Source organism: Streptomyces sp. NPDC036815 (assembly GCF_055609205.1).
Genome location: NZ_JBVJPW010000008.1, coordinates 14,621 through 35,995, shown reverse-complemented (window position 1 = coordinate 35,995; position 21,375 = coordinate 14,621). Strand labels below are relative to the sequence as shown.

Genomic DNA, 21,375 nt, shown 5'->3' with positions numbered 1-21,375 from the left:
GGAGTGCGGTGGACGACCCGGGCCGCCGGGCTTGGCTGGTCAGGGCAGTCGGCGCCACTGCCGGTGTGGCCTGCGCGGCGGTGACCGCAGGCCAGGCCGAAGCGCGAGCGACCACCCGGACGCCCGAGGCGATCCGCGCCAGTCAGTCGGATTGGCGTTTCTGCACCAAGTGTTACGGCCTGTTCTTCCGGGGCTACCCCTCGGATGGTGCCTGCCCGGCGGGCAGCGGTCACGATTCGGCCGGGTACAACTTCAATCTGCCGCACGACGTCCCGGAGACCCCCACCGCACAGCGCAACTGGCGCTTCTGCCCCAAGTGCTTCGGCATGTACTTCTACGGATACCCGACCAATGGCCGCTGCCCCACTGGTGACAGCCACGGGAAAGCCACGGGCGACTACGACTTCGTCCTGCCGCACGACATCCCGCCGACTGCCAACTCCCAGCGGAACTGGCGCTTCTGCAACAAGTGCTACGGGATCTTCTTCTACGGCTACCCCACCAACGGTGTCTGCCCCGCGGGTGCCGCGCACTACATGGCCGGCTACGACTTCGTCCTGCCGTTCCTGTAAAGGATCCGGGGAGCGGTCTGCCCCCGCCCCCCGGCAGGTTGCCTCGCGTGTTGTTCCGCCCGGGGCCGGTGTGGCTATGGCACTTTCCGGCCGGTCGGATGGGTCAAGGCCGTTCGTACCGTACGCACTTGCTCGAATTCGCATTCACATCGCTGATGCAGACCCTGACGTACGCGGCTCCGCCGGGCGCATTCGCAGGGATTTCGGCCTTGAACGGAAATGTCCCGTCGCACTTAGTGCCGGTGCCCCAGGAGCCGAGCTCCTCACCAGCGGCACCGTAGGCTCCGAACCACGCGCTGTGGCAGCCGACGGCCCGGAGTGTTCCGTCGGCCCCGACAGACCGGTTGTACCAGGTCAGTGTGGCGCGCAGGCGGCCGGCACCGGAGGTCACGTCGAACGGGGTGGTCGGGTAGGCGGCGGTCCGCGCGCCTGCGGCGGGAGCACCTAGCACGGCGCCCGCGGTCAGTACGGCGGAACCGAGGACGGCGGCGAGACGAGTCTTCATGCGGTCTCCAGGAGGGGGTGAGCCGGTTCGTTCCGCCCGCCCGCGTGCAGGCGCAGGCACAGGCACAGGCACAGGCCAGAGTGACAGCCCTCGTGCTTGAGGTGTCGGGTGTCCGGGCGGTGCGGGGCGGGAACCGAGAGCCCGGCGGCACCCACCGGGCGCGGGTCCCGAGCAGCTGCGACCGGGCGGCCCAGCGGCCTCAGCTCGCCGACGAAAGCGGCCTGGGTATGCGCAGGCACTCGAGGTCCTTGAGGTTCCCGTCATCGAGACAGACCCTGACGTACGCGGCACCACCGGGCTGGTCCGCGGGAACGACGAAGTCGTAGGACTGGACGGTGCCGCAGGCGATCGGGTAGCCGCCGCCCTGGCCGATCACGCCACGGTCCCCTTGGAGGGTGTAGGCCCACGTGGTCCGGCACGTGATCGCACTGTCCGGCACCGCGGACCTGTGCTGCCCCACGACTCGGACCGATCGGTTGTACCAAGTGACGGTTCCCTTGGTCCACGTGGCACCGAAGTTGATGGTGAACTCGCTGGGGGGAGGATAGGCGGGCGCGGTCCGGGCGCCGGCGGCGGGAGCGGCCAGCACGGCGCCCGCGGTCAGCACGACGGTACCGAGGGCGGCGGCGAGATGAGTCTTCATGCGGTCTCCAGGATGGGATGGGCCGGTTGCGGCTTCACATCCTGGGCCGGACGGACACCTGCGGCCCACCTCTTAAGCCACGGCTTAAGAGGTGCTGGCAGATGTGCCGTTGGCGCCACTATTGGTCCGGGTGCTCGTTGGTCCGGGTGCTCGTTGGTCCGGCCGTGGAGCAGAGGACGTCTCGTCCGTGAAGTGGTCCGAACGAGCCGTGCTCAACAATCGACCCGTTCGGCTCGGTGGAGAAACGATCCTTCGGGTGATTGGACCACCGGGATGACTGCCTGAGCCGAACCAGCGGGCAATTCTGGGTGGCATTGACGACGACCCGGCACGCACAGGGCTTGGCGGGCGTCCCCTCAGCGACCTTGGAGTCTCCTTTGCGTATCCGTCGTCTGATGACCAGCGCTCTCGGCTCGGCCGCGCTCGTGCTCACCTCTTTCGCAGCGGTGACCGCCACCGCGAGCCCTGCCGCGGCCGACCCCTGCGGTTTCTACGAGACGCACGCCGACGCCTACTACAACCACTGCACGTCCGACGGCTCGCGCGTCGTCATCCACGTCCGGGTCGCCATGGCACCCGACTACGAGCGGTGCGTGGCCCCGGGCAGGACCTGGCTGGGCTCTGCCAGCAAAATCCAGGGCGCCCACTACGTCGGACGCACCTGCTGACACACACTCACTCGGGCGGATCGCCGCCACGGCGCCCACCGGCGCCCGGCTGTCGCCAACAGATCATGGCCAGGTTGCCCCTTCGCGCCGACCTGGCCCTGATCCATGTTCGCCACCGCTGTGAGACACGGGAACAATGCCCAGGGGCACGTCTAAGCCATGGAAGTGGATCACCGCCCGGGACAAGTCGACCTGCCTGACCGCCCGTAGTGGTTTCACGGTTCCGTCGGGACACCGGTCCGCAGCAGGGCCAGCCCGAGGGGAGTGATGAGGTGCAGCACGGATCCGCCTCGGCGGCTGGTGGTGATGAGGTCCGTGTTCCGCAGTACGGTCGCGTGCTGACTGGCCGCTGCAGCAGTGACGTTGAGACGGCGGGCCAGCTCGCTCGTCGTGCAGCCTTCCGCTGTCACCTGCAGAGCGGCAGCTCGCGTGCGGCCGAGCAGGGACTCCAGGTTCCGCACGACGGAACCGTCCGCTTCTGTCCCTTCGGCACCGGTCAGCGGCCGGCGGAGGGCCGGCACGGTCAGCCGGGGTGGCTGGGCGGTGTCGAGCGGGTCCCACAGGAAGCTCACCGGGCGCTTCGCGAAGACCGTGGGCGTGATGATCAGCCCCCTGCCCTGGAGACGCACCTCGACCCGGCGCGGGTAGGGAGCCTCGAGTACCGGCGGACGCCAGCGGACCAGTGGGGCGCAGACCGAACGCAGCAGCAGATCGACGCCTCCCTCCAACACCAGGTTCGCGCAGCGGGTGGACAGCGCGACCAGTTCGGACCGCCCCCGGTCCCAGTAGGGCTCCACGGTCAGCCGATGGCAGGCGCGCACGGCCTCGGCGAGCTCCCGCCGCGCGTCGCGGTCGCCCTCGGCCACCCGCCGGGCCCACGGCAGATGGCCGGGGTGGAAGTCGAGACCCTCGAACTCTCGTCGCATCCGGGAGACCGGGGCGTGCAGCAGGTTGTCCACGGCATGGTCCAGAGAGGGCACGTCACCCATCAGGGCCAGCAGATCGAGCCCGGGGCCGCGCACCGGAACCAGGGACGTCAAGGGACCCGTGTCGGCTCCCATCCGGCCCGCGACCGCTGACCGCCACGAGCGGAAGTGCGGACGCTCCCGGTTCTCCCGCAACAGCTCGAGGCTGAAGTAGACCTCCGCTGCGACGCCGATCGTTGGGGCCACCCGTGTCCGGGCAAGGTCTTCCGCCGTGAAGTGAACGCGTAACACCGACCGGCCTCCTGCCACCGAAGTAGAGCGGTGAGCGCACTCCAGCATGCCCCAACCGGGCCTGCCTCGTACGGCGTTCGAGCGCACGCTCCGGCTTGTGGGAAGTCCGGCACCGTCCTGGGCGTCGCGGACCAGCCGACCTCGACCAGCCGGCCTCGACCGGCCTCCGCCACTGACCGTGGCCCGCGCCACGGGCCGTCAGGTCGCAGAAGACCGTCAACCGCATGCCTGCGGCATCACGCCCCTGAGAGTGCAGCCGGGCAGAGGGGGCTCACCGACAACGCTTTCCGCCCTACCGTCGGAGCATGGCCGAAACCGGAGCATCCCCCGACCCAGTGCCCTCCCCCGGCGCGGCGCCCTCCCCGGTGTCCCGCGCCGAGCACTTCGTCTGGCTCACCGCGCGCGTCCTCGAGCAGCGTCGGTTCGCGTACCACTTCCTCGACGGCGCGGGCGGCGACCCGGCGGCGGACGCCGTCGAGGCCGCCCTGACCTCGTACGCCACCGGGGACGGCGGCTACGGCTACGCGCTCGAACCCGATCTGCGCGGCCCCGTCAGCCAGCCGCTGCACGCCGGGCACGCGCTGCGCGTGCTGGACTCGATCCGCCGCTGCGGCGGGCAGCGGGTGGAGCACGTATGCCGGTATCTGACCTCCGTGTCGACACCCGAGGGGGCCCTGCCGGCGATCCATCCCAGCCAGCGCGGCTACCCCTCGGCGCCGTTCGTGCCGATCGTCGACGACCCGCCCAGCGCGTTGCTCGCCACCGGCCCCGTAGTGGGCCTGTTGCACCGCAACGAGGTGTGGCACGCCTGGCTCTTCCGGGCCACGGACTTCTGCTGGGCGGCCGTCGAATCGCTCGAGAAGTCCCATCCGTACGAGGTCCAGGCGGCCGTCGCCTTCCTGGACGGTGCTCCCGACCGCCGCCGCGCCCAGGCCGCCGCCGACCGCCTCGGGCGCCTGGTGCGCGAGCAGCGGATCGCGGCACTGGACCCCGCGGACCTGGCCGCGTATCCGGTGTCGCCCGGCTACGCGCCGGGGGAGCACCACTACCCGCACGACTTCGCGAAGACACCCGAATCGCTGGCACGCGCGTGGTTCACGGACGCCGAGATGCGGCGCTCGCTGGACTTCCTGGCGCAGGAGCAGCAGCGGGACGGCGGCTGGCCGGTCCGGTGGCGGCAGTGGGCGCCGGGCACGGCTCTGGAGGCACGCCCCATCGTCACCATCGAGGCGCTGCGCACTCTACGGGCGTACGGGCGCCCCATCGGCTGACGGAGCGTTCTCGGCGTCCCGCAGGAGCAGGGCCGCGATGGCCAGGGCCGTGCCGCGGGGCGTCGCCAGGTCGATGCCGGTCCGCTCGACGATCTTCGCAAGACGGTTGTCCACGGTGTTGGGGTGCAGTCCCAGAGCCGCGGCGGTCGCCCTGCGCTCCTGCTGCCGCGCCAGGTGCGTACGGAGCGTCTCGATGAGTTCGGGGCGGTCGGCGACCGGGTCGAGCAGTGCGGCGATGCGGTGGCTGCTCTCGTTGCGGCGCGAGAGGTGGTACTCGAGCAGGACGTCGTCCATGCGGTGCAGCCCCGGGGGGATGCCGCACGCGCGCGTGATGCGCACGATTTCGAGGGCGGTCCGCGCCGCGTCGGTCACGGCGTCGGGCGCCGCGGCGTCGACCGCCGCCACGCGCGCGGGGAGGTTCGCCGCCTTGCTCAGACGGCCGGGCAGATCCTCCGGAGGACGCCGTTGCCCCGGGACGACGACCCGGCCGCCCTCGGCTTCGAGGAGGGCGAACACGTCCCCTTCGAAGGAGTGGTCCAGCGTGGTCTGCACACGACGCAGTCGACGCCGTACCGCCACCGTGCTGTCGGCGGGCACCGCGTCGAAGCCGACCGCCAGGACCAGGCTCGGGCCCACGAGACCGAGCTGGTCCCACAGGGCGTGGCCGGGCGGCACCATCCCGTCGAGCAGCGCGCGCACCAGGGACCCGCGCCCGGAGCGCTCGGCATCCAGGGCGGAGCGTTCGTCCAGGTAGGTCTCCGTCACCGCGCCGATGACGCCCGGGTGCGACTGGAGCAGGAAGTCCACGACTTCGGCGAGGGCCGCTTCCTCGCCGGGCCTGGTCTCCTCGCGCAGCGCCTGCCAGAGGACGTAGAGGCCGAGGGCGTGGGTGCGCAGGAGCAGGTGCAGCGGCATGCCCTCTTCCGCCCGCTGTGCGGCCCGCTCGCGGAAGAACCGGTGGTCCCCGGGCTGATCCGTGACGCGCCGCAGGAACAGGCGCACACCGTGGCGTACGGTCGCCGCCACCTCCAGGTCCTTCATCTCGTCGGGCAGTTCGGCATAGCCGGGCGCCTGCTCGAACGACTCGCGGGCCATCCTGCGCGCGAGCTCGTTGACCCGAGGCTCGCAACGGGCCGCCAGCGACCTGGCTCCGGGCGACAACACCACGGCTGGTCCTCTCGGGGTCGGGCCTCGTCCGCGGCCCGCCGAGAAGGGCCGCGACTGTGACGCGTCACATTACTCATGCCTCCCAGGTGTGACGCGGGGCGGTGTTCCGGCATCGCCTCACGGCCGAAACTCGTGGCTGAGCAAGCCGTACCGCGTACCACCCCCGTCGCATTCGAGGAGCCGCCGCGATGACCGAGCACAAGGCAGTGGACTATCCGACCTACATCGACCGGGTCTGGCAGGGAGAGGAGACCCTGCTCGCCCACCTCTCCGGCGCGTACACCGGGGACGACCTCCTGCGGCTGCGCGAGCGCGTGGGCTTCTTCCCGGCCTTCGCGAACGTCGCGGTGTTCGACACGGGGGACGACGGCGTGGTCCTCGTCGACTCCGGGGACTTCCGTACGGCTCAGCAACTGCACACCGCGGTGAAACGGTTCGGCGCCGGCCCGGTGCGGTCCCTGGTGTACACCCACGGGCACGTGGACCACGTCTTCGGAGTCTTCCCCTTCGACCAGGAGGCGGCGGAGACAGACACGGACCGGCCCGAGGTGATCGCGCACGAGGCCGTCACCGCACGCTTCGACCGCTACGTCCGGACCGCCGGGTACAACTCCTGGATCAACCGCAAGCAGTTCGGCGTGCCCTCCCTGGAGTGGCCCACCACGTACCGCTACCCGGACACCGTCTACCGCGACCGCCTCACCGTGCGCCGCGGCGACCTGACCTTTGAGCTGGTCCACGCGCGCGGGGAGACCGACGACCACACCTATGTGTGGATACCGGAGCTCAAAACCCTGTGCACGGGCGACCTGTTCATCTGGAACACCCCGAACGCCGGAAACCCCCAGAAGGCACAGCGCTACCCCGAGGAGTGGGCCCGGGCCCTGCGTGCCATGCAGGAACTCGGCGCCGAGCTGCTGCTCCCCGGGCACGGCGTCCCCATCGTGGGCAAGGAACGTGTGCACGTGGCGCTCGACGACACCGCACGGCTCCTGGAGACCCTGTGCGAGCAGACCAGGGCACTGATGAACGCGGGCCACCGCCTCGACGCCGTCCTCCACGGAGTGGAGGTCCCCCAGGAGCTCCTCGCCAAGCCCTACCTGCATCCCGCCTACGACGAGCCGGAGTTCGTCGTGCGCAACCTCTGGCGCTTGTGGGGCGGCTGGTACGACCAGAACCCGGCGACCCTGAAGCCCGCTCCGGAGGCGGCGGTCGCCGCGGAGTTCGCCGGACAGGCGGGCGGCGCCATCGAGCTCGCCCGACGGGCCACGGAGCTGCTCGCCGAGGGGAAGCCGCGGCTGGCCGCGCATCTCGCGGAGACGGCGGCCCTGGCGGCGCCCATCGATACCGAGGTGGCACGCGTGCGTGCCGAGGTGTACGCACACCGCGCGCTCGAGGAGACGTCGACCATGGCGCGCGGCGTCTTCAACTGGGCATCCGCCGAATCGGCGGCGGTCGCGCGGGGGACCGATGTGGCCACGGAGCTGACGCGCACCCCCGAGGGGCGACGGCGTGCCGACGGGGCGATCAGCGTGGGCGTGGTCGACGACGAGGACGGTTGCTGCTGATGAGCGGGGCCTGGCGCACCACCTGGCTGCTGCTCGGCTTCATGGTGGTGAACTTCGCCGACAAGGCCGTTCTCGGACTCGCGGGCCCGGAGATCCGTGCCGATCTCGGCCTCACCCGCCAGGAGTTCGGCATCGCCCAGGCCGCGTTCTTCGCGCTGTTCTCCGTCGCGGCACTCGGCGTCTCCGTGCTGACCCGGAGAGTGCGTACGACCCCGCTGCTCCTCGTCCTCGCGCTGCTGTGGACGGCCGCGCAGCTGCCGATGGTGTGGGGCGCGGCCGGGTTCGGCACCCTCCTGGCGACGCGGGTGCTGCTGGGCGCGGCCGAGGGGCCGTCGGCGCCGGTGGCCATGCACCACGTACACGGCTGGTTCACGCAGCGGGAGCGAGCCCTGCCGACGGCGATCCTGCTGGTCGGGGCGGCCGCCGGGGTGGCCGTCGCGTCCCCCGTGCTGAGCTGGGTGATCACCGTCCGGGGATGGCGCTGGTCGTTCGGTGTGGTGGGTCTGGCGGGCCTGGTCTGGGCGGTGCTCTGGCGGGTCTGGGGCACGGAGGGGCCGCACGCACCGCCCCTGGGCGGCAAGGCAGCGGCCGCCGTGCCTACGGCCGACCGTCCCGCGTCCGACGGAGTGCCCTTGCGCGCCATCCTGCTCTCGGGCTCCTTCGCCACCGCCGCCTTCGGCGCCTTCGCGGCGTACTGGCTGATGAGCACCATGCTGACGTGGGCGCCCGACTACCTGGAGAGCGTCGTCGGCTGGGACCTCCACCAGGCGGGCACGCTGGTGGGCGTGGGCGCCCTGGCCAACGGCGCGGTGCTGCTCGCCCACGGCCTGCTCGCCCGGCGCACGACCCGGCGCACCGCCCCCGCGAGGCTGCCCGCGGGGGCGGGCGCGGGGCTGCTCATGGTGGTCTCGGGCTGTGCCGTCACCGTGTTCGGGACAACGGGTTCCATGTGGGTCAAAGTGCCGCTGATGATGGGCCCCATCGCCCTGGCCATGGTCTCGCTCACCGTGGCCACGACGGCCTGCGCGCGCATGGCGCCGCCCGCCCAGCGGGGCGTGGTCCTCGGCGTCCTGACCTTCGTCTACGCACTCGGCGGCATCCTCTCGCCGCTGGTTCTCGGCGGCATGGTGGACCGGGCGGCCACCGTGCCCGCGGGCTACGAGCGCGGCTGGCTGCTGACCGCGGGGCTGCTGTTGACCGCGGGCACGCTCGCGGCGCTGTTCTGCCGCCCGGAGGCGACGGCGCGACGGCTGGGGGTGGCGGAGGCACCGGTGGCGCAGGTTCCGCTCGTGCACTGAGCGGGGGTTGGCGGTGTGTCGGTGGCGGTGTGTCGATGGTGGTGCGTCGGCTGCGGGCTGCGGGCTGCGGGCTGCGGGCTGCGGGCTGCGGGCTGCGGGCTGCGGGCTGCGGGCTGCGGCACAGGATGGGGGGGCCGCCTGGCGTCCGGTGCCGCGTCCGGCTCAGCCCACGCCACATTTCCGGAACGCCACGGCCCCGGCGTACGCCACACCCCGCCCACGACCGGCGCGAAACCCCGAACGCGCAGGTCGGCGCCGTTGTCAGTGGCGGGGTGCACGATGGGGGCATGGTCAGCTCCGCGTCCAGTGCCCACGGCGCCCGCAGCGCCCTAGACGGATTCTCCCCCGCGACCCGCGGCTGGTTCACGGGGGCCTTCTCCGCGCCCACCTCCGCGCAGGCCGGCGCGTGGCATGCGATCTCCGAGGGCTCCGACGTGCTCGTCGTCGCGCCCACGGGCTCCGGAAAGACCCTGGCCGCCTTCCTCGCGGCGCTCGACCAGCTGGCCTCGACGCCACCGCCCGCCGACCCGAAGAAGCGCTGCAGGGTGCTGTACGTGTCGCCCCTGAAGGCCCTCGCGGTCGACGTCGAGCGCAATCTGCGCAGCCCCCTGACCGGCATCCGCCAGGAGTCGGTGCGCCTCGGCCGGCCCGAGCCGGAGGTGCGGGTCGGCATCCGCTCGGGCGACACCCCGCCCGCCGAGCGCCGGGCCCTGTCGACCCGGCCGCCGGACATCCTGATCACCACGCCCGAGTCGCTGTTCCTGATGCTCACCTCCGCGGCGCGCGAGGCGCTCACCGGCATCGAGACGGTGATCCTCGACGAGGTGCACGCGGTCGCGGGCACCAAGCGCGGCGCCCATCTCGCCCTCTCCCTGGAGCGGCTCGACGAGCTGCTGCCGAAGCCCGCCCGCCGCATCGGCCTGTCGGCGACGGTCCGCCCGGTGGACGAGGTGGCCCGCTATCTCTCCCCCAAGCGCAAGGTCGAGATCGTCCAGCCGTCCTCCGGCAAGGAGTTCGACCTCTCCGTGGTCGTCCCGGTGGAGGACCTCGGCGAGCTGGGCGGCTCCCCGGTCAGTGATTCCGGGGACGGGCCGGGAGCCGAGGCGGAGCGCCCGTCGATCTGGCCGCACGTCGAGGAGCGCATCACCGACCTCGTCCAGGCGCACCGCTCGACGATCGTGTTCGCCAACTCCCGCCGCCTCGCCGAGCGCCTGTGCAATCGCCTCAACGAGATCGCGTACGAGAGAGCGACCGGCGAAGCGCTCCCCGAGGACCACTCCCCCGCGGAGCTGATGGCCGAGTCGGGCGCCGCCAAGGGTGCGCCCCCCGTTCTGGCCCGCGCCCACCACGGCTCCGTCTCCAAGGAGCAGCGCGCCCAGGTCGAGGAGGACCTGAAGGCGGGCAGGCTGCCGGCCGTCGTCGCCACCTCCAGCCTGGAGCTGGGCATCGACATGGGAGCGGTCGACCTGGTCATCCAGGTCGAGTCGCCGCCGTCCGTGGCCTCCGGGCTGCAGCGCGTGGGCCGCGCGGGCCACCAGGTGGGCGCTGTCTCCACGGGAGTCGTGTTCCCCAAGTACCGGGGAGACCTGGTCCAGGCCGCCGTCGTCACGGAGCGGATGCGGACCGGCGCCATCGAGTCCTTGCGCGTCCCGGCCAACCCCCTGGACGTACTGGCCCAGCAGCTGGTGGCGATGGTCGCGCTCGACACCTGGCAGGTCGACGACCTGTTGACGGTGGTCCGGCGTGCGGCCTCCTTCGCGTCCCTCCCGGAGTCGGCGTTCACGGCCGTCCTCGACATGCTCGCGGGGCGCTACCCCTCCGACGCCTTCGCGGAGTTGCGCCCCCGCGTGGTCTGGGACCGCGTCGCGGGCACGGTCACCGGGCGCCCGGGCGCCCAGCGCCTCGCGGTCACTTCGGGAGGCACGATTCCCGACCGCGGCCTCTTCGGAGTCTTCCTCGCGGGCGCCGACCCCAAGAAGGGCGGCGGCCGCGTCGGTGAGCTCGACGAGGAGATGGTGTACGAGTCCCGGGTGGGCGACGTCTTCACGCTGGGCACGAGCTCCTGGCGCATCGAGGACATCACGCGCGACCGTGTCCTCGTCTCCCCCGCCCCCGGTGTCCCTGGGCGTCTGCCCTTCTGGAAGGGCGACCAGCTGGGCCGCCCGCTCGAACTGGGCCGTGCGCTGGGCGCGTTCCTCCGGGAGGTCGGCGCGCTCTCGCCGGAGGACGCGCGCGGGCGCCTGCTCGCCACGGGGCTCGACTCCTGGGCGGCCGACAACGTCCTGGCGTACCTCGCCGAACAGCGTGAGGCCTGCGGCCACATCCCGGACGACCGGACGATCGTCGTCGAGCGGTTCCGGGACGAGCTGGGCGACTGGCGGGTCGTCGTGCACTCCCCGTTCGGAGCCCAGGTGCACGCTCCGTGGGCCCTCGCTCTCGGCGCCCGCCTGACCGAGCGGTACGGCATGGACGCCCAGGTCATGCACGCGGACGACGGCATCGTGCTGCGGCTGCCCGACGCCGACCTGATGGGACTGGACCTGCTCGACCAGGAGCCCACCGCGCCCCCCGTGGAGTACGACGCCGAGAAGGCCCCGGTGGGCGCGGGCGACGTCACCTTCGAGAAGGCCGAGGTCAATCAGATCGTCACCGACGAGGTGGGCGGCTCAGCGCTGTTCGCCTCCCGGTTCCGCGAGTGCGCCGCCCGCGCGCTGCTGCTGCCGCGCCGCAGCCCCGGCAAGCGCACACCACTGTGGCAGCAGCGGCAGCGCGCCGCCCAACTGCTCCAGGTCGCGAGCGAGTTCGGCTCCTTCCCGATCGTCCTGGAAGCGGTCAGGGAGTGCCTCCAGGACGTCTTCGACGTGCCGGGGCTCACCGAGCTGATGGGTGACATCGAGTCCCGGCGTGTCCGCCTCGTCGAGGTCACCACCCCCGAGCCCTCCCCCTTCGCCCGCTCACTCCTGTTCGGGTACGTGGCGCAGTTCCTGTACGAGGGCGACTCCCCCCTCGCCGAGCGGCGCGCGGCGGCCCTCTCCCTGGACTCCCGGCTCCTCTCCGAGCTCCTCGGCCAGGCGGAGCTGCGCGAACTGCTCGACGCGGACGTCCTGACGGAGCTGGAGCAGGAGCTCCAGTGGCGTACGGAGGACCGCCGCGTCAAGGACGCCGAAGGCGTCGCCGACCTGCTGCGGCTCCTCGGGCCGCTCACCACGGCCGAGTTGACGGAGCGCGGCGCCGAGCCGGAGTGGGCCGAGGAGCTCGCGGCCGCCCGCCGCGCGATCCGGGTCCGCGTCGCGGGCGCGGAGCACTGGGCGGCCATCGAGGACGCGGGCCGCCTGCGCGACGCCCTCGGCACCGCCCTGCCGGTCGGGGTACCCGAGGCGTTCACGGAGCCGGTCAAGGACCCGCTCGGTGACCTGCTGGCCCGTTTCGCGCGCACGCACGGCCCGTTCACGTCCGCCACGGCAGCCGCCCGCTTCGGCCTCGGAGCGGCGGTCACCGAGGGAGCACTCCAACGCCTCGCGGCGAACGGCCGTGTGGTGCAGGGAGAGTTCCACCCGGCGGGCATCGGCCAGGAGTGGTGCGACGCCGCGGTCCTGCGCCGCCTGCGCCGCCGCTCCCTCGCGGCCCTGCGGCACGAACTGGAGCCGGTGCCTCCGGCTGCCCTCGCCCAGTTCCTGCCCCAGTGGCAGAACGTGAGCGGACACGGCCTGCGAGGCATCGACGGTCTGGTGCGCGCGATCGAACAACTGCAGGGCGCCACCGTCCCCGCCTCCGCGCTCGAGAAGCTCGTCCTGCCGTCGCGCGTCACGGGCTACAACCCGGCCATGCTCGACGAACTGACCGCGGCCGGCGAGGTGATCTGGGCCGGCGCCGGATCCCTGCCGGGCAAGGACGGCTGGGTCTCCCTCTACCTGGCCGACGCCGCGCCCCTGCTCCTGCCTCCCGCGCACCCGTTGGAGCTGACCGCCCTGCACCAGTCCCTCCTTGACACCCTCTCCGGAGGGTACGGACTGTTCTTCCGCCAGATCGCCGACCAGGTCCGCGCCACCACCCACCCGGAGGCCCTGGACCCGCAACTGGCCGACGCCATCTGGGAACTGGCCTGGTCGGGCCGGCTGACCAACGACACGCTGACCCCGATGCGCTCGCTCCTCGGCTCGGGCCGCACCGCAGGGGCCACGGCCCACCGCGCCAAGCGCAACATGCCGCGCGGGCGGTACGGCACCCTGACCGCGGCAGCCCGTACGGCGTCCCGCACCGGACCCCCGACGGTCGCGGGCCGCTGGTCGCTGCTCCCCGACCGCGAACCCGACCCGACCCTGCGCGCCCACGCCCTGGCCCGCACCCTCCTGGACCGGCACGGCGTGGTGACCCGCGGCGCGGTCGCGGCCGAAGGGGTCGAGGGCGGCTTCTCGGCGACGTACCGCGTCCTGTCCGCCTTCGAGGACAGCGGCCAGGCCCGCCGCGGCTACGTGGTCGAGGGGCTGGGCGCCGCCCAGTTCGCGATGGACGGCGCGGTGGACCGGCTGCGCGCCACCGCGAACACCCGGGAGCGCACGGAGGGTTCGCGCCCCTCCGACGCGCACGCCCCGGTCGTCCTCGCCGCCGCCGACCCCGCCAACGCGTACGGGGCCGCGCTGCCCTGGCCCGAGCCGCCGAACGACACGACGCACAAGCCGGGCCGCAAGGCGGGCTCCCTCGTCGTCCTGGTCGACGGCGAACTGACGCTCTACATGGAGCGCGGCGGCAAGACTCTCCTGGCCTGGCCCGCCTCTCCGGAGGACCCGGTCGGCGACGACCCGCGCCTGCACGCCGCCGCCGAGGCCCTGGCCGGCGCGGCCCGAGCGGGTTCCCTCGGCACGGTCACGGTGGAGCGGGTCAACAGCGCCGCCGCCCTGACCTCCCCCTTCGCCCCCCTCCTGGAAGGAGCGGGCTTCCACGCCACCCCACGCGGCCTGCGCCTTCGCGCATGACGGCACCAATCACACGGGACCGGCCACCAATCGCGGGCACCGGACACCGGTTCCGGGCACCGGGCACCGCACACCGGTTCCGGGCACCGAGCACCGACGCGACGTACGTCTGTCGCGCCACGGACACCACCGACGCCACGGACACACCAGAGCCACCAGAGACACCACGGCCCCCACGCCAGCCACGCGCCGCACCCACACCCGCGCCGCACCCACACCCCCGTACCGCCTACGGCCCCTCCCCATACCCGCCCACCCGACTCCCCGCCCCTCCCCGTGCCACCCTGGACCCATGCCCGAAGGTGACACCGTCCACCAAGCAGCCCAGCGCCTGCACGCCGCACTCGCCGGGCACACCCTCACGCGCTCCGACCTCCGCGTGCCCAAGCTCGCGACGGTCGACCTCACCGGACGCACCGTCCTGGACGTCACCCCACGCGGAAAGCACCTCCTCACCCGCATCGAAGGCGGCCTCACCCTCCACTCCCACCTGCGGATGGACGGCTCCTGGCGGATCTACGCCCCCGACGAGCGCTGGCGGGGCGGCCCCGGGTACCAGATCCGGGCCATCCTCGGGAACGCCGAGCGCACCGCCGTCGGCTACCGCCTGCCCGTCCTCGAACTGCTCCGCACCACCGACGAGGAAAAGGCCGTGGGCCACCTGGGACCCGACCTCCTCGGCCCCGACTGGGACCCGGAGCGTGCGCTGCAGAACCTCCGGGCAGCGCCCGAGCGCCCCCTCGGCGAAGCCCTCCTCGACCAGCGCAATCTCGCGGGCATCGGCAACGTCTTCAAGAGCGAGGTCTGCTTCATCCTCGGCGTCACCCCGTGGCTCCCCGTCGGCGAGCTCTCCGAGGAGACGGCGGCCCGCCTCCCCGCCCTCTCGAAGAAACTCCTGGAAGCCAACCGACACCGGCCCGACCGCACCACCACCGGCCGCGACCGCAACGGCCAGCGCCTCTTCGTGTACGGCCGCGCACCCCGTCCCTGCCTGCGCTGCGGCACCCCCGTCCGCCGCGGCGAGCAGGGCGACGGCTCGCGAAGCCGCCCCACCTACTGGTGCCCCAGCTGCCAACAGGGCCCCACGCCCTGACTCCGCCCCGCACCCGCCCAGTTGACGCCCCGTCAGTTCCGGCCGTACCGTCCCGTCATGCCCGTCAAGGCGTACGACCTCACCGGACGCACCGCATTCGTCACCGGCGCCGCCAGCGGCATCGGCCGCGCCTCGGCTCTGCTCCTCGCCGAGGCGGGCGCCACGGTTCACTGCGCCGACCGCGACGAGCAGGGACTCCATGAGACCGCCACCCTCGTCAAGGCGGTCGGCGGCACGGCCCACACGTACGCCCTGGACGTGACCGACAGAGCACAGGTGGAACGGGCCGTCACCGCAGCGGCGACCACCACAGGCGTATCGCCTGGAACACCAGCACCGACGACCTCGGCAGCAGGCCCCCGCCTCGACATCATGGCCGCCATCGCCGGCGTCATGCACAGCAGCCCGGTCCTGGAAACCCTCGACGAGGACCTCGACCGCGTCCTGAACATCAACTTCAAGGGCGTGCTGTACGCCTGCCAGGCCGCGGCCCGCACGATGATCGAAGCGGGCTCCGGCGGCAGCATCGTCACGATGGCATCGGGCGCCGTCGACACCGGCGGTCCCGGGCTCCTCTGCTACGGCGCGGCCAAGGCGGCCGTCGTGCAGCTCACCAAGACCCTGGCGACGGAGGTCGGCCCGCACGGCATACGCGTCAACGCCGTCGCACCCGGCTGGATCCGCACCCCCATGACGACCCGGCACGACGCGGAGACCCAGGCTCACACGGAGAAGATCATGGTGCGCATGTCCCCCCTCGGCCGCGTCGGCGAAGCGGAGGACATCGCTCACGCCGTGCTGCACCTGGCGTCCGACGCCGCGTCCTTCACGACGGGCCAGATCCTCCGCCCGAACGGCGGCGTCGCCATGCCGTGGTAGCCCGCGCCCTGAAATCCCGCCCCCGTGCCCGCCCCGACATCACAGCCGCGCGCCCCCACCGCACCGGCCCCGTACGCTCCCCCGCCCGCCGAGGCCCCCCGGCCCCCGCTTTCACACCCGCACCCGCACCCGCACCCGCCACACCCTGCGCCCGCGCCTTCGGCACGCAGTGCACGGGCAGCACGCTCAGTCCCCACCCTCCCGCGGCGACCGCCCCCTCGAAGGCCCCCGCGTCGGGTGCGAGGGCGAGCCGCAGCACGCCCCACCACCACAGCACCCCGAAGGCGAGGGCGGGCGCCCAGCGTATGTACCGCCACGGCACGACTGACCCGCTCACGGCTGCCACAGATGCCACCTCCCGCCCAACGCGAGGCCGACGCCGAGCGCCGGGGTTCAGAGCCTAGACGGGCTCTCGCCCCACGGGAGGGCGCACCGTAGTCACCGGAAGCAGCACGGCGCACGGACAGTGACACCGACCCGTGGGCGGCGCCCCTCGTGCGCCTCGGCCTGTCTCGGCCGGGACGCCGGGCGCCGGGACGTATCGGCCGGTCAGCAGTTCTCGGCCTGGAACATCCAGTGGTGCTTCTCGAGGTCGGCCGTGATCCCGATGAAGATGTCCTGGCTGACCGGGTCCGCCTCACCGGTCGACTCGACGCGTTCACGCATCCGGGTGATCACCGCGCCGAGCGCGTCCACGAGCGTCCCCACGGCGTCGACGTCCTTGACCCAGCCGTCGGGAACCGAACCGATCCCGGTCCGCTGCGCCACGGTCGCCGCGCGCCCGTCGGGCGAGACGCCGAGCGTGGAGGCGCGCTCCGCCACGGTGTCGGAGTGCTGCCTGGCCGTGTCGACGACCTCGTCCAGCTGAAGGTGCACGGAGCGGAAGCGCGGGCCGACCACATTCCAGTGAATCTGCTTGGCCACCAGCGACAGGTCGACCAGGTCCACGAGCGCGCCCTGCAGGGCCTCCGAGACCGTCTTCAGATCCGCATCGGACAGCGGGCTCTTCACGACGTACATCTGTCTCCTCCAACTCACGATCGAATGAGGTAAATCCCCACCAACCATGTCATACAAGCGCCAAATAGGTCGATTCGTGAATGCGCGGTCATGTGGGGGTCACCTGGGACAACATAGAAGCCCCGACCGAGTACCCGGCCGGGGCTTCCACACACTTCTGGGGGCTGCTTCTGGAACAGCGCAGCGTCACGCCGCGACGACGTCGACCGCCTCCGCAGGCGCCTTGATCGTGACCCGCTCCGGTGGCACACCGGCCACGGAGACGGAATTGAGCATCGAGCGAACCGGTGCGCGCACCGGCTCGGGGACTGCTGCAGACTCAGCCAGCTCGGCGAGCGACAGTTCGTCGCTCACTTCACGCATGAGCTCGGACATCCGTACGTCAAGCGCGTCGCAGATCGCGGAAAGCAGCTCGGAGGATGCCTCCTTCTGCCCCCGCTCCACCTCGGAGAGATAGCCGAGCGAGACTCGGGCGGACGAGGAGACTTCGCGCAGAGTACGGCCCTGGCGCTGGCGCTGCCGACGCAGCACGTCACCCAGCAGGCGACGGAGCAGAATCATCGGTGGCTCCCTCCTCGGACCGCGTAGCCGCATCCTTCACGCCCCACCGTACCGCCTCGCGCGGCGGCCGTGCGGGGAGCGATGTCGTGTTCACTCAGGGCTGCAAACATCAATTCCCCCCGTTCTGTTCCGTATCCTGTGCCCGCCCATTCTCGGCCCGTTCTCCGGAGAGCTGCTCGAGGAGCAGCGTGAGCACGCTCCGTACACTCTCCCTACGGATTTCCGAACGGCTACCGTTCAACCGCAGGGCGGCCACTTTCCCATGGGCTCCGCCATCGGCGTAACCGCGCATGCTTTCGAAATCCGGCCCCGAAACCGCCACGTACACGGTCCCCACGGGCTGTCCGTCCTGGGCGTCGGGCCCCGCGACCCCGGTGGTCGCGATACCCCAGTCCGCGCCGAGCGCCTCGCGCACACCGGCCGCCATCTGCCGCGCGACCTCGGGGTCCACGGCCCCGCGCTCGTCCAGCAGAGTGCCGTCGACCCCGAGCACGTCCCGTTTCAGCTCGGTGGCGTACGCGGTCACGGAGCCCCGGAAGACCTTCGAGGCCCCCGGTGTCGCCGTGATCTCGGCGGCCACCAGGCCCCCGGTCAGCGACTCGGCGACGGCGAGCGTCTCGCCGCGCGCGGCCAGCAGCCGCAGCACGATGCTCGCGGGTGCCTCGCCGGCCGAGAGCCCGGGGGACGTCACTTCGCCGCCTCCCGAGCGGACTCCGCCGCCGCACGCGCCTCGGCCATGCCCTGCCTGCGCAGCACGATGGCCTGCTTCACATAGTCGAGCCCGGTCACGACGGTCAGCACCACGGCGACCGCCATCACCCAGAACCGCAGCGTCGCGAGCGGCCCGGTCAGTGCCAGAACGTACATCCCGACGGCCGTGCCCTGCGCGAGCGTCTTCATCTTCCCGCCGCGACTGGCCGGAATGACGCCATAGCGGATCACCCAGAACCGCAGCAGAGTGATCCCGAGCTCACGGCCCAGAATCACCCCGGTCACCCACCAGGGCAGGTCGTCGAGCCAGGACAGACAGATCAGCGCGGCCCCCATGATCGCCTTGTCGGCGATGGGGTCGGCGATCTTGCCGAAGTCCGTGACCAGGTTGTACGTGCGGGCGAGGTGTCCGTCGAAGAGGTCGGTGATCATCGCGACGGCGAAGGCGGCCCAGGCGAACGAGCGCCAGGCCGGGTCGTACCCGCCGTTGCCGAGGAGCAGCATCACGAAGCCCGGCACGAGCAGCAGCCGGATCATGGTCAGCAGGTTCGCGACGTTCCACAGGCTGGCCTGATTCACCGCCGCGGCGCCCAGCTTCCCGCCGCGCACCGGCTTGGCGCCCGAAGCGCCCTGTGCGCCGGAGCCGCTCGCGGGTGCCGGGACTCCTGTCATCTGCCGGCCTCCTCGAGACACTCAGCCACCAAGTCCACGCCCTCCGTGCCGACCACCTTCGCCACGACCATACGGCCGACCCGCAGGCCGTCCCCACCGATGTCGCCGGTCAGGCGGATCTGGCCGTCGGTCTCGGGGGCCTGGTGCGCGGCCCGGCCGAGCGGGCCCTCCTCGTCGTCCAGGGACTCGACGAGGACCTCGACGGTCTCGCCGAGCCGCTCGTCGGCGCGCTGCGAGGTGAGCTCCTCGGCCAGCCGGGAGATGCGCGCGAGGCGCTCGTCGACGACGTCCTGGTCCAGCTTCGCGTCGTAGGTCGCCGCTTCGGTGCCCTCCTCGTCGGAGTAGCCGAAGACGCCGATGGCGTCCAGGCGGGCGCCCGTCAGGAACCGCTCGAGCTCGTCGACGTCCGACTCGCTCTCACCGGGGAAGCCCACGATGAAGTTGGACCGCACGCCGGCCTGCGGCGCCTTGGACCGGATGGTGTCAAGCAGCTCGAGGAAGCGGTCGGTGTCGCCGAAGCGCCGCATGGCGCGCAGGACGCCGGGCGCGGAGTGCTGGAAGGACAGGTCGAAGTAGGGGGCGACCTTCTCCGTCGACGTGAGCACGTCGATGAGGCCGGGCCGCATCTCGGCGGGCTGCAGGTAGCTGACGCGCACCCGCTCGATCCCGTCGACGGCCGCCAGCTCGGGGAGCAGCGTCTCCAGGAGACGGATGTCACCGAGGTCCTTGCCGTACGAGGTGTTGTTCTCGGAGACGAGCATGACCTCCTTGACGCCCTGCTCGGCGAGCCAGCGGGTCTCACCGAGGACGTCGGAGGGGCGGCGCGAGATGAAGGAGCCGCGGAAGGACGGGATGGCGCAGAACGAGCAGCGCCGGTCACAGCCGGAGGCCAGCTTCACCGAGGCGACGGGGTTGGAGCCGAGGCGGCGGCGCAGCGGCGCGCGCGGTCCGGAGGCGGGCGCGACACCCTCGGGCAGGTCCTGGGGGGCCGCGGCGGGCTCCACGGCGGCGTGGCCCGGGAGCGCGACGGCCGCCTGCGCGTCCTGCCGCTCGGCCGGGCTGATCGGCAGCAGCTTGCGCCGGTCGCGCGGGGTGTGGGCCTCGACGCTGCCACCGCTGAGGATGGTCTGCAGGCGGCCGGAGATGTCGGAGTAGTCGTCGAATCCGAGCACGCCGTCGGCCTCGGGCAGCGCCTCGGCGAGCTCCTTGCCGTAGCGCTCGGCCATGCAGCCGACCGCGACGACGGCCTGGGTCTTGCCGTGGCCCTTCAGGTCATTGGCTTCGAGGAGGGCGTCGACGGAGTCCTTCTTGGCGGCTTCGACGAAGCCGCAGGTGTTGACGACGGCGACGTCCGCGTCCTCGGCGTCCTCGACGAGCTCCCAGCCGTCCGCCTCCAAGCGGCCTGCGAGCTCCTCCGAGTCCACCTCGTTACGGGCGCAGCCAAGAGTGACAAGGGCGACGGTGCGGCGTTCGGGCATGGTCTCAAGACTACTTCGTCCCCGTCCCGGCACCGGCCGCCAGGGTTACCGCCCGGTCGGCCCACGGTCGTCGGCCCGTCACCCGGCCGACCCCGCGCCCCGCGGAGCGTCGCTGGTCAGACGCCCCTGGGGGGCCGGTCAGCCGGCCTGCGGGTCGCCCTTCGTGTACGTGAGGCGTTCCACCTGGCCGGGCTCGAATTCGTTGTCGACCTGCTTGCCGTTCACGTACAGCTCGATCGCGCCCGCGTCCCCGAGGACCAGATCGATCTTCTGCTTGTCCTGGAAGGTCTTGTCCTGACCCTGTTCGAGGACGCCGTCGAAGAGGGTGCGGCCGCTGTGGTCCTTGGCCGAGATCCAGCTGCGGCCGTCCGGGGCGACGACCTTGACCGTGACCTTGTCGCGCGGGACGCCCGCGATGGCGCTGTCCGACGGGTCGGGCTTGGGGTCGGCGGGCTTGGTGGGCTTGGGCTTCTCCGCGGGCTTGGTGGGAGCCGGCGTGGAGCCCTCGGCGACGGACTTGGAGCTGTCGCTGTCGTCGCCGCCGCTGAACGCGGTGAAACCGACGAAGCCGATCACCGCGACGATCGCGGCGACCATGGCGGCGGTCCAGTTCGGCCGGCGCGGCTCGGAGCGGATGCGTTCGGCCTCGAAGAGGGGCGCCGCCGGAGTGGGCGCGGGCGGGCGTCCGCCGTGCCCCTCGTCGTACTGCGCGAGCAGCGGGGCCGGATCGACACCGACGGCGCGCGCCAGGGTTCTGATGTGGCCGCGGGCGTACACGTCGCCGCCGCACCGGGAGAAGTCGTCTTGTTCGATCGCGTGCACGATGGGGATGCGCACCCGGGTGGAGGTGCTGATCTCGTCGACGGTCAGGCCGGCGTCGATGCGCGCCTGGCGCAGGACACGGCCGATCGGGAGCCGGTCGTCGGCCTGGCGGTCGGCGGCCTGCGTCTCGTCTGCCGGGCTCCCGTCCGCGACGCGGTCGGGGCGGTCTAGGCGGTCGTCTGAAGGACGGTCGTCTTCAGGGGATTTGCCGATGGACACGGGGGCGCCTTTCGAGCGTGTAGCCACCTGCCGGAGGT

At 72.2% G+C, this 21,375-nt stretch carries 18 protein-coding genes; 8 read left to right on the top strand and 10 right to left on the bottom strand.

Annotated elements, in window-relative coordinates; genetic code table 11:
* The first annotated feature begins 80 nt into the window (after positions 1-80).
* A complete protein-coding gene (locus tag ACZ69I_RS18185) occupies positions 81-572 on the top strand; it encodes a hypothetical protein (protein WP_470833196.1) in 492 nt (163 codons plus the stop codon).
* Between the two features lie 103 nt (positions 573-675).
* Here ACZ69I_RS18185 and ACZ69I_RS18180 read toward each other — a convergent pair whose 3' ends face one another.
* Both ACZ69I_RS18180 and ACZ69I_RS18175 read right to left on the bottom strand, forming a co-directional pair.
* Positions 676-1,077 carry a hypothetical protein gene (locus tag ACZ69I_RS18180; RefSeq protein WP_470833195.1) on the bottom strand — a complete coding sequence of 134 codons (402 nt, stop codon included), beginning with the start codon at positions 1,075-1,077 and terminating at the stop codon, positions 676-678.
* 199 nt (positions 1,078-1,276) lie between these two features.
* Positions 1,277-1,720 (bottom strand): hypothetical protein, encoded by a 444-nt coding sequence (locus ACZ69I_RS18175; RefSeq protein ID WP_470833194.1) that lies wholly within the window; start codon positions 1,718-1,720, stop codon positions 1,277-1,279.
* A gap of 395 nt (positions 1,721-2,115) precedes the next feature.
* Here ACZ69I_RS18175 and ACZ69I_RS18170 point away from each other — a divergent pair, with 395 nt between their 5' ends.
* Positions 2,116-2,388 (top strand): DUF6355 family natural product biosynthesis protein, encoded by a 273-nt coding sequence (locus ACZ69I_RS18170; RefSeq protein ID WP_470833192.1) that lies wholly within the window; start codon positions 2,116-2,118, stop codon positions 2,386-2,388.
* 215 nt (positions 2,389-2,603) lie between these two features.
* Here the strand turns inward: ACZ69I_RS18170 and ACZ69I_RS18165 are convergent, their stop codons facing one another.
* Positions 2,604-3,560 (bottom strand): ArsR/SmtB family transcription factor, encoded by a 957-nt coding sequence (locus ACZ69I_RS18165; RefSeq protein ID WP_470833191.1) that lies wholly within the window; start codon positions 3,558-3,560, stop codon positions 2,604-2,606.
* A gap of 350 nt (positions 3,561-3,910) precedes the next feature.
* On the opposite strand from ACZ69I_RS18165, the gene ACZ69I_RS18160 reads away from it, so the two are divergent.
* A complete protein-coding gene (locus ACZ69I_RS18160) occupies positions 3,911-4,876 on the top strand; it encodes a hypothetical protein (RefSeq protein WP_470833189.1) in 966 nt (321 codons plus the stop codon).
* Here the strand turns inward: ACZ69I_RS18160 and ACZ69I_RS18155 are convergent.
* Positions 4,847-6,043 carry a PucR family transcriptional regulator gene (locus ACZ69I_RS18155; RefSeq protein ID WP_470833188.1) on the bottom strand — a complete coding sequence of 399 codons (1,197 nt, stop codon included), beginning with the start codon at positions 6,041-6,043 and terminating at the stop codon, positions 4,847-4,849. The two genes, ACZ69I_RS18160 and ACZ69I_RS18155, sit on opposite strands and share 30 nt — an antisense overlap.
* 188 nt (positions 6,044-6,231) lie before the next feature.
* On the opposite strand from ACZ69I_RS18155, the gene ACZ69I_RS18150 reads away from it, so the two are divergent.
* The 5 genes from ACZ69I_RS18150 to ACZ69I_RS18130 all read left to right on the top strand — a co-directional run bounded on the left by ACZ69I_RS18150 (position 6,232) and on the right by ACZ69I_RS18130 (position 15,854).
* Positions 6,232-7,611, top strand: a complete 1,380-nt coding sequence (locus ACZ69I_RS18150) for an alkyl sulfatase dimerization domain-containing protein (protein WP_470833187.1) — start codon at positions 6,232-6,234, stop codon at positions 7,609-7,611.
* Positions 7,611-8,909: an MFS transporter gene (locus ACZ69I_RS18145; RefSeq protein ID WP_470833185.1), complete on the top strand. Its 1,299-nt coding sequence runs from the start codon at positions 7,611-7,613 to the stop codon at positions 8,907-8,909. Before ACZ69I_RS18150 ends, ACZ69I_RS18145 begins: the two co-directional genes overlap by 1 nt.
* Positions 8,910-9,196: 287 nt before the next feature.
* Positions 9,197-13,882, top strand: a complete 4,686-nt coding sequence (locus ACZ69I_RS18140; protein ID WP_470833183.1) for an ATP-dependent helicase — start codon at positions 9,197-9,199, stop codon at positions 13,880-13,882.
* A 292-nt stretch (positions 13,883-14,174) separates the two neighbouring features.
* The gene (locus tag ACZ69I_RS18135) at positions 14,175-14,975 is read left to right on the top strand and encodes an Fpg/Nei family DNA glycosylase (RefSeq protein ID WP_470833181.1); all 801 of its coding nucleotides are present in this window, start codon (positions 14,175-14,177) and stop codon (positions 14,973-14,975) included.
* A 57-nt stretch (positions 14,976-15,032) separates the two neighbouring features.
* Positions 15,033-15,854: an SDR family NAD(P)-dependent oxidoreductase gene (locus tag ACZ69I_RS18130; protein WP_470833180.1), complete on the top strand. Its 822-nt coding sequence runs from the start codon at positions 15,033-15,035 to the stop codon at positions 15,852-15,854.
* 549 nt (positions 15,855-16,403) lie between these two features.
* On the opposite strand, the gene ACZ69I_RS18125 is transcribed toward ACZ69I_RS18130, so the two are convergent.
* The 6 genes from ACZ69I_RS18125 to ACZ69I_RS18100 form a co-directional block, all read right to left on the bottom strand.
* The gene (locus tag ACZ69I_RS18125; RefSeq protein WP_470833179.1) at positions 16,404-16,874 is read right to left on the bottom strand and encodes a Dps family protein; all 471 of its coding nucleotides are present in this window, start codon (positions 16,872-16,874) and stop codon (positions 16,404-16,406) included.
* 186 nt (positions 16,875-17,060) lie between these two features.
* Positions 17,061-17,435 carry a helix-turn-helix domain-containing protein gene (locus ACZ69I_RS18120; RefSeq protein ID WP_055564110.1) on the bottom strand — a complete coding sequence of 125 codons (375 nt, stop codon included), beginning with the start codon at positions 17,433-17,435 and terminating at the stop codon, positions 17,061-17,063.
* Between the two features lie 109 nt (positions 17,436-17,544).
* Complete coding sequence (locus ACZ69I_RS18115; protein WP_470833178.1) at positions 17,545-18,126, bottom strand: CinA family protein; 582 nt, start codon at positions 18,124-18,126, stop codon at positions 17,545-17,547.
* Positions 18,123-18,818: a CDP-diacylglycerol--glycerol-3-phosphate 3-phosphatidyltransferase gene (gene pgsA, locus ACZ69I_RS18110; protein ID WP_470833176.1), complete on the bottom strand. Its 696-nt coding sequence runs from the start codon at positions 18,816-18,818 to the stop codon at positions 18,123-18,125. Before pgsA ends, ACZ69I_RS18115 begins: the two co-directional genes overlap by 4 nt.
* The gene (gene rimO, locus ACZ69I_RS18105; RefSeq protein WP_470833175.1) at positions 18,815-20,296 is read right to left on the bottom strand and encodes a 30S ribosomal protein S12 methylthiotransferase RimO; all 1,482 of its coding nucleotides are present in this window, start codon (positions 20,294-20,296) and stop codon (positions 18,815-18,817) included. The genes pgsA and rimO overlap by 4 nt, the downstream gene beginning before the upstream one ends.
* 138 nt (positions 20,297-20,434) lie before the next feature.
* A complete protein-coding gene (locus ACZ69I_RS18100) occupies positions 20,435-21,337 on the bottom strand; it encodes a helix-turn-helix domain-containing protein (protein WP_467676978.1) in 903 nt (300 codons plus the stop codon).
* Between the last annotated feature and the right edge of the window lie 38 nt (positions 21,338-21,375).

Excerpts from the sequence above, each read along its gene's own strand:
- ACZ69I_RS18180 (WP_470833195.1), bottom strand. The coding sequence starts at position 1,077 with ATGAAGACTCGTCTCGCCGCCGTCCTCGGTTCCGCCGTACTGACCGCG.
- ACZ69I_RS18145 (WP_470833185.1), top strand. The coding sequence starts at position 7,611 with ATGAGCGGGGCCTGGCGCACCACCTGGCTGCTGCTCGGCTTCATGGTG.
- ACZ69I_RS18175 (WP_470833194.1), bottom strand. The coding sequence starts at position 1,720 with ATGAAGACTCATCTCGCCGCCGCCCTCGGTACCGTCGTGCTGACCGCG.
- ACZ69I_RS18125 (WP_470833179.1), bottom strand. The coding sequence starts at position 16,874 with ATGTACGTCGTGAAGAGCCCGCTGTCCGATGCGGATCTGAAGACGGTC.
- ACZ69I_RS18130 (WP_470833180.1), top strand. The coding sequence starts at position 15,033 with ATGCCCGTCAAGGCGTACGACCTCACCGGACGCACCGCATTCGTCACC.
- pgsA (WP_470833176.1), bottom strand. The coding sequence starts at position 18,818 with ATGACAGGAGTCCCGGCACCCGCGAGCGGCTCCGGCGCACAGGGCGCT.
- ACZ69I_RS18160 (WP_470833189.1), top strand. The coding sequence starts at position 3,911 with ATGGCCGAAACCGGAGCATCCCCCGACCCAGTGCCCTCCCCCGGCGCG.
- ACZ69I_RS18135 (WP_470833181.1), top strand. The coding sequence starts at position 14,175 with ATGCCCGAAGGTGACACCGTCCACCAAGCAGCCCAGCGCCTGCACGCC.
- ACZ69I_RS18120 (WP_055564110.1), bottom strand. The coding sequence starts at position 17,435 with ATGATTCTGCTCCGTCGCCTGCTGGGTGACGTGCTGCGTCGGCAGCGC.
- ACZ69I_RS18150 (WP_470833187.1), top strand. The coding sequence starts at position 6,232 with ATGACCGAGCACAAGGCAGTGGACTATCCGACCTACATCGACCGGGTC.
- ACZ69I_RS18170 (WP_470833192.1), top strand. The coding sequence starts at position 2,116 with ATGACCAGCGCTCTCGGCTCGGCCGCGCTCGTGCTCACCTCTTTCGCA.
- ACZ69I_RS18140 (WP_470833183.1), top strand. The coding sequence starts at position 9,197 with ATGGTCAGCTCCGCGTCCAGTGCCCACGGCGCCCGCAGCGCCCTAGAC.
- rimO (WP_470833175.1), bottom strand. The coding sequence starts at position 20,296 with ATGCCCGAACGCCGCACCGTCGCCCTTGTCACTCTTGGCTGCGCCCGT.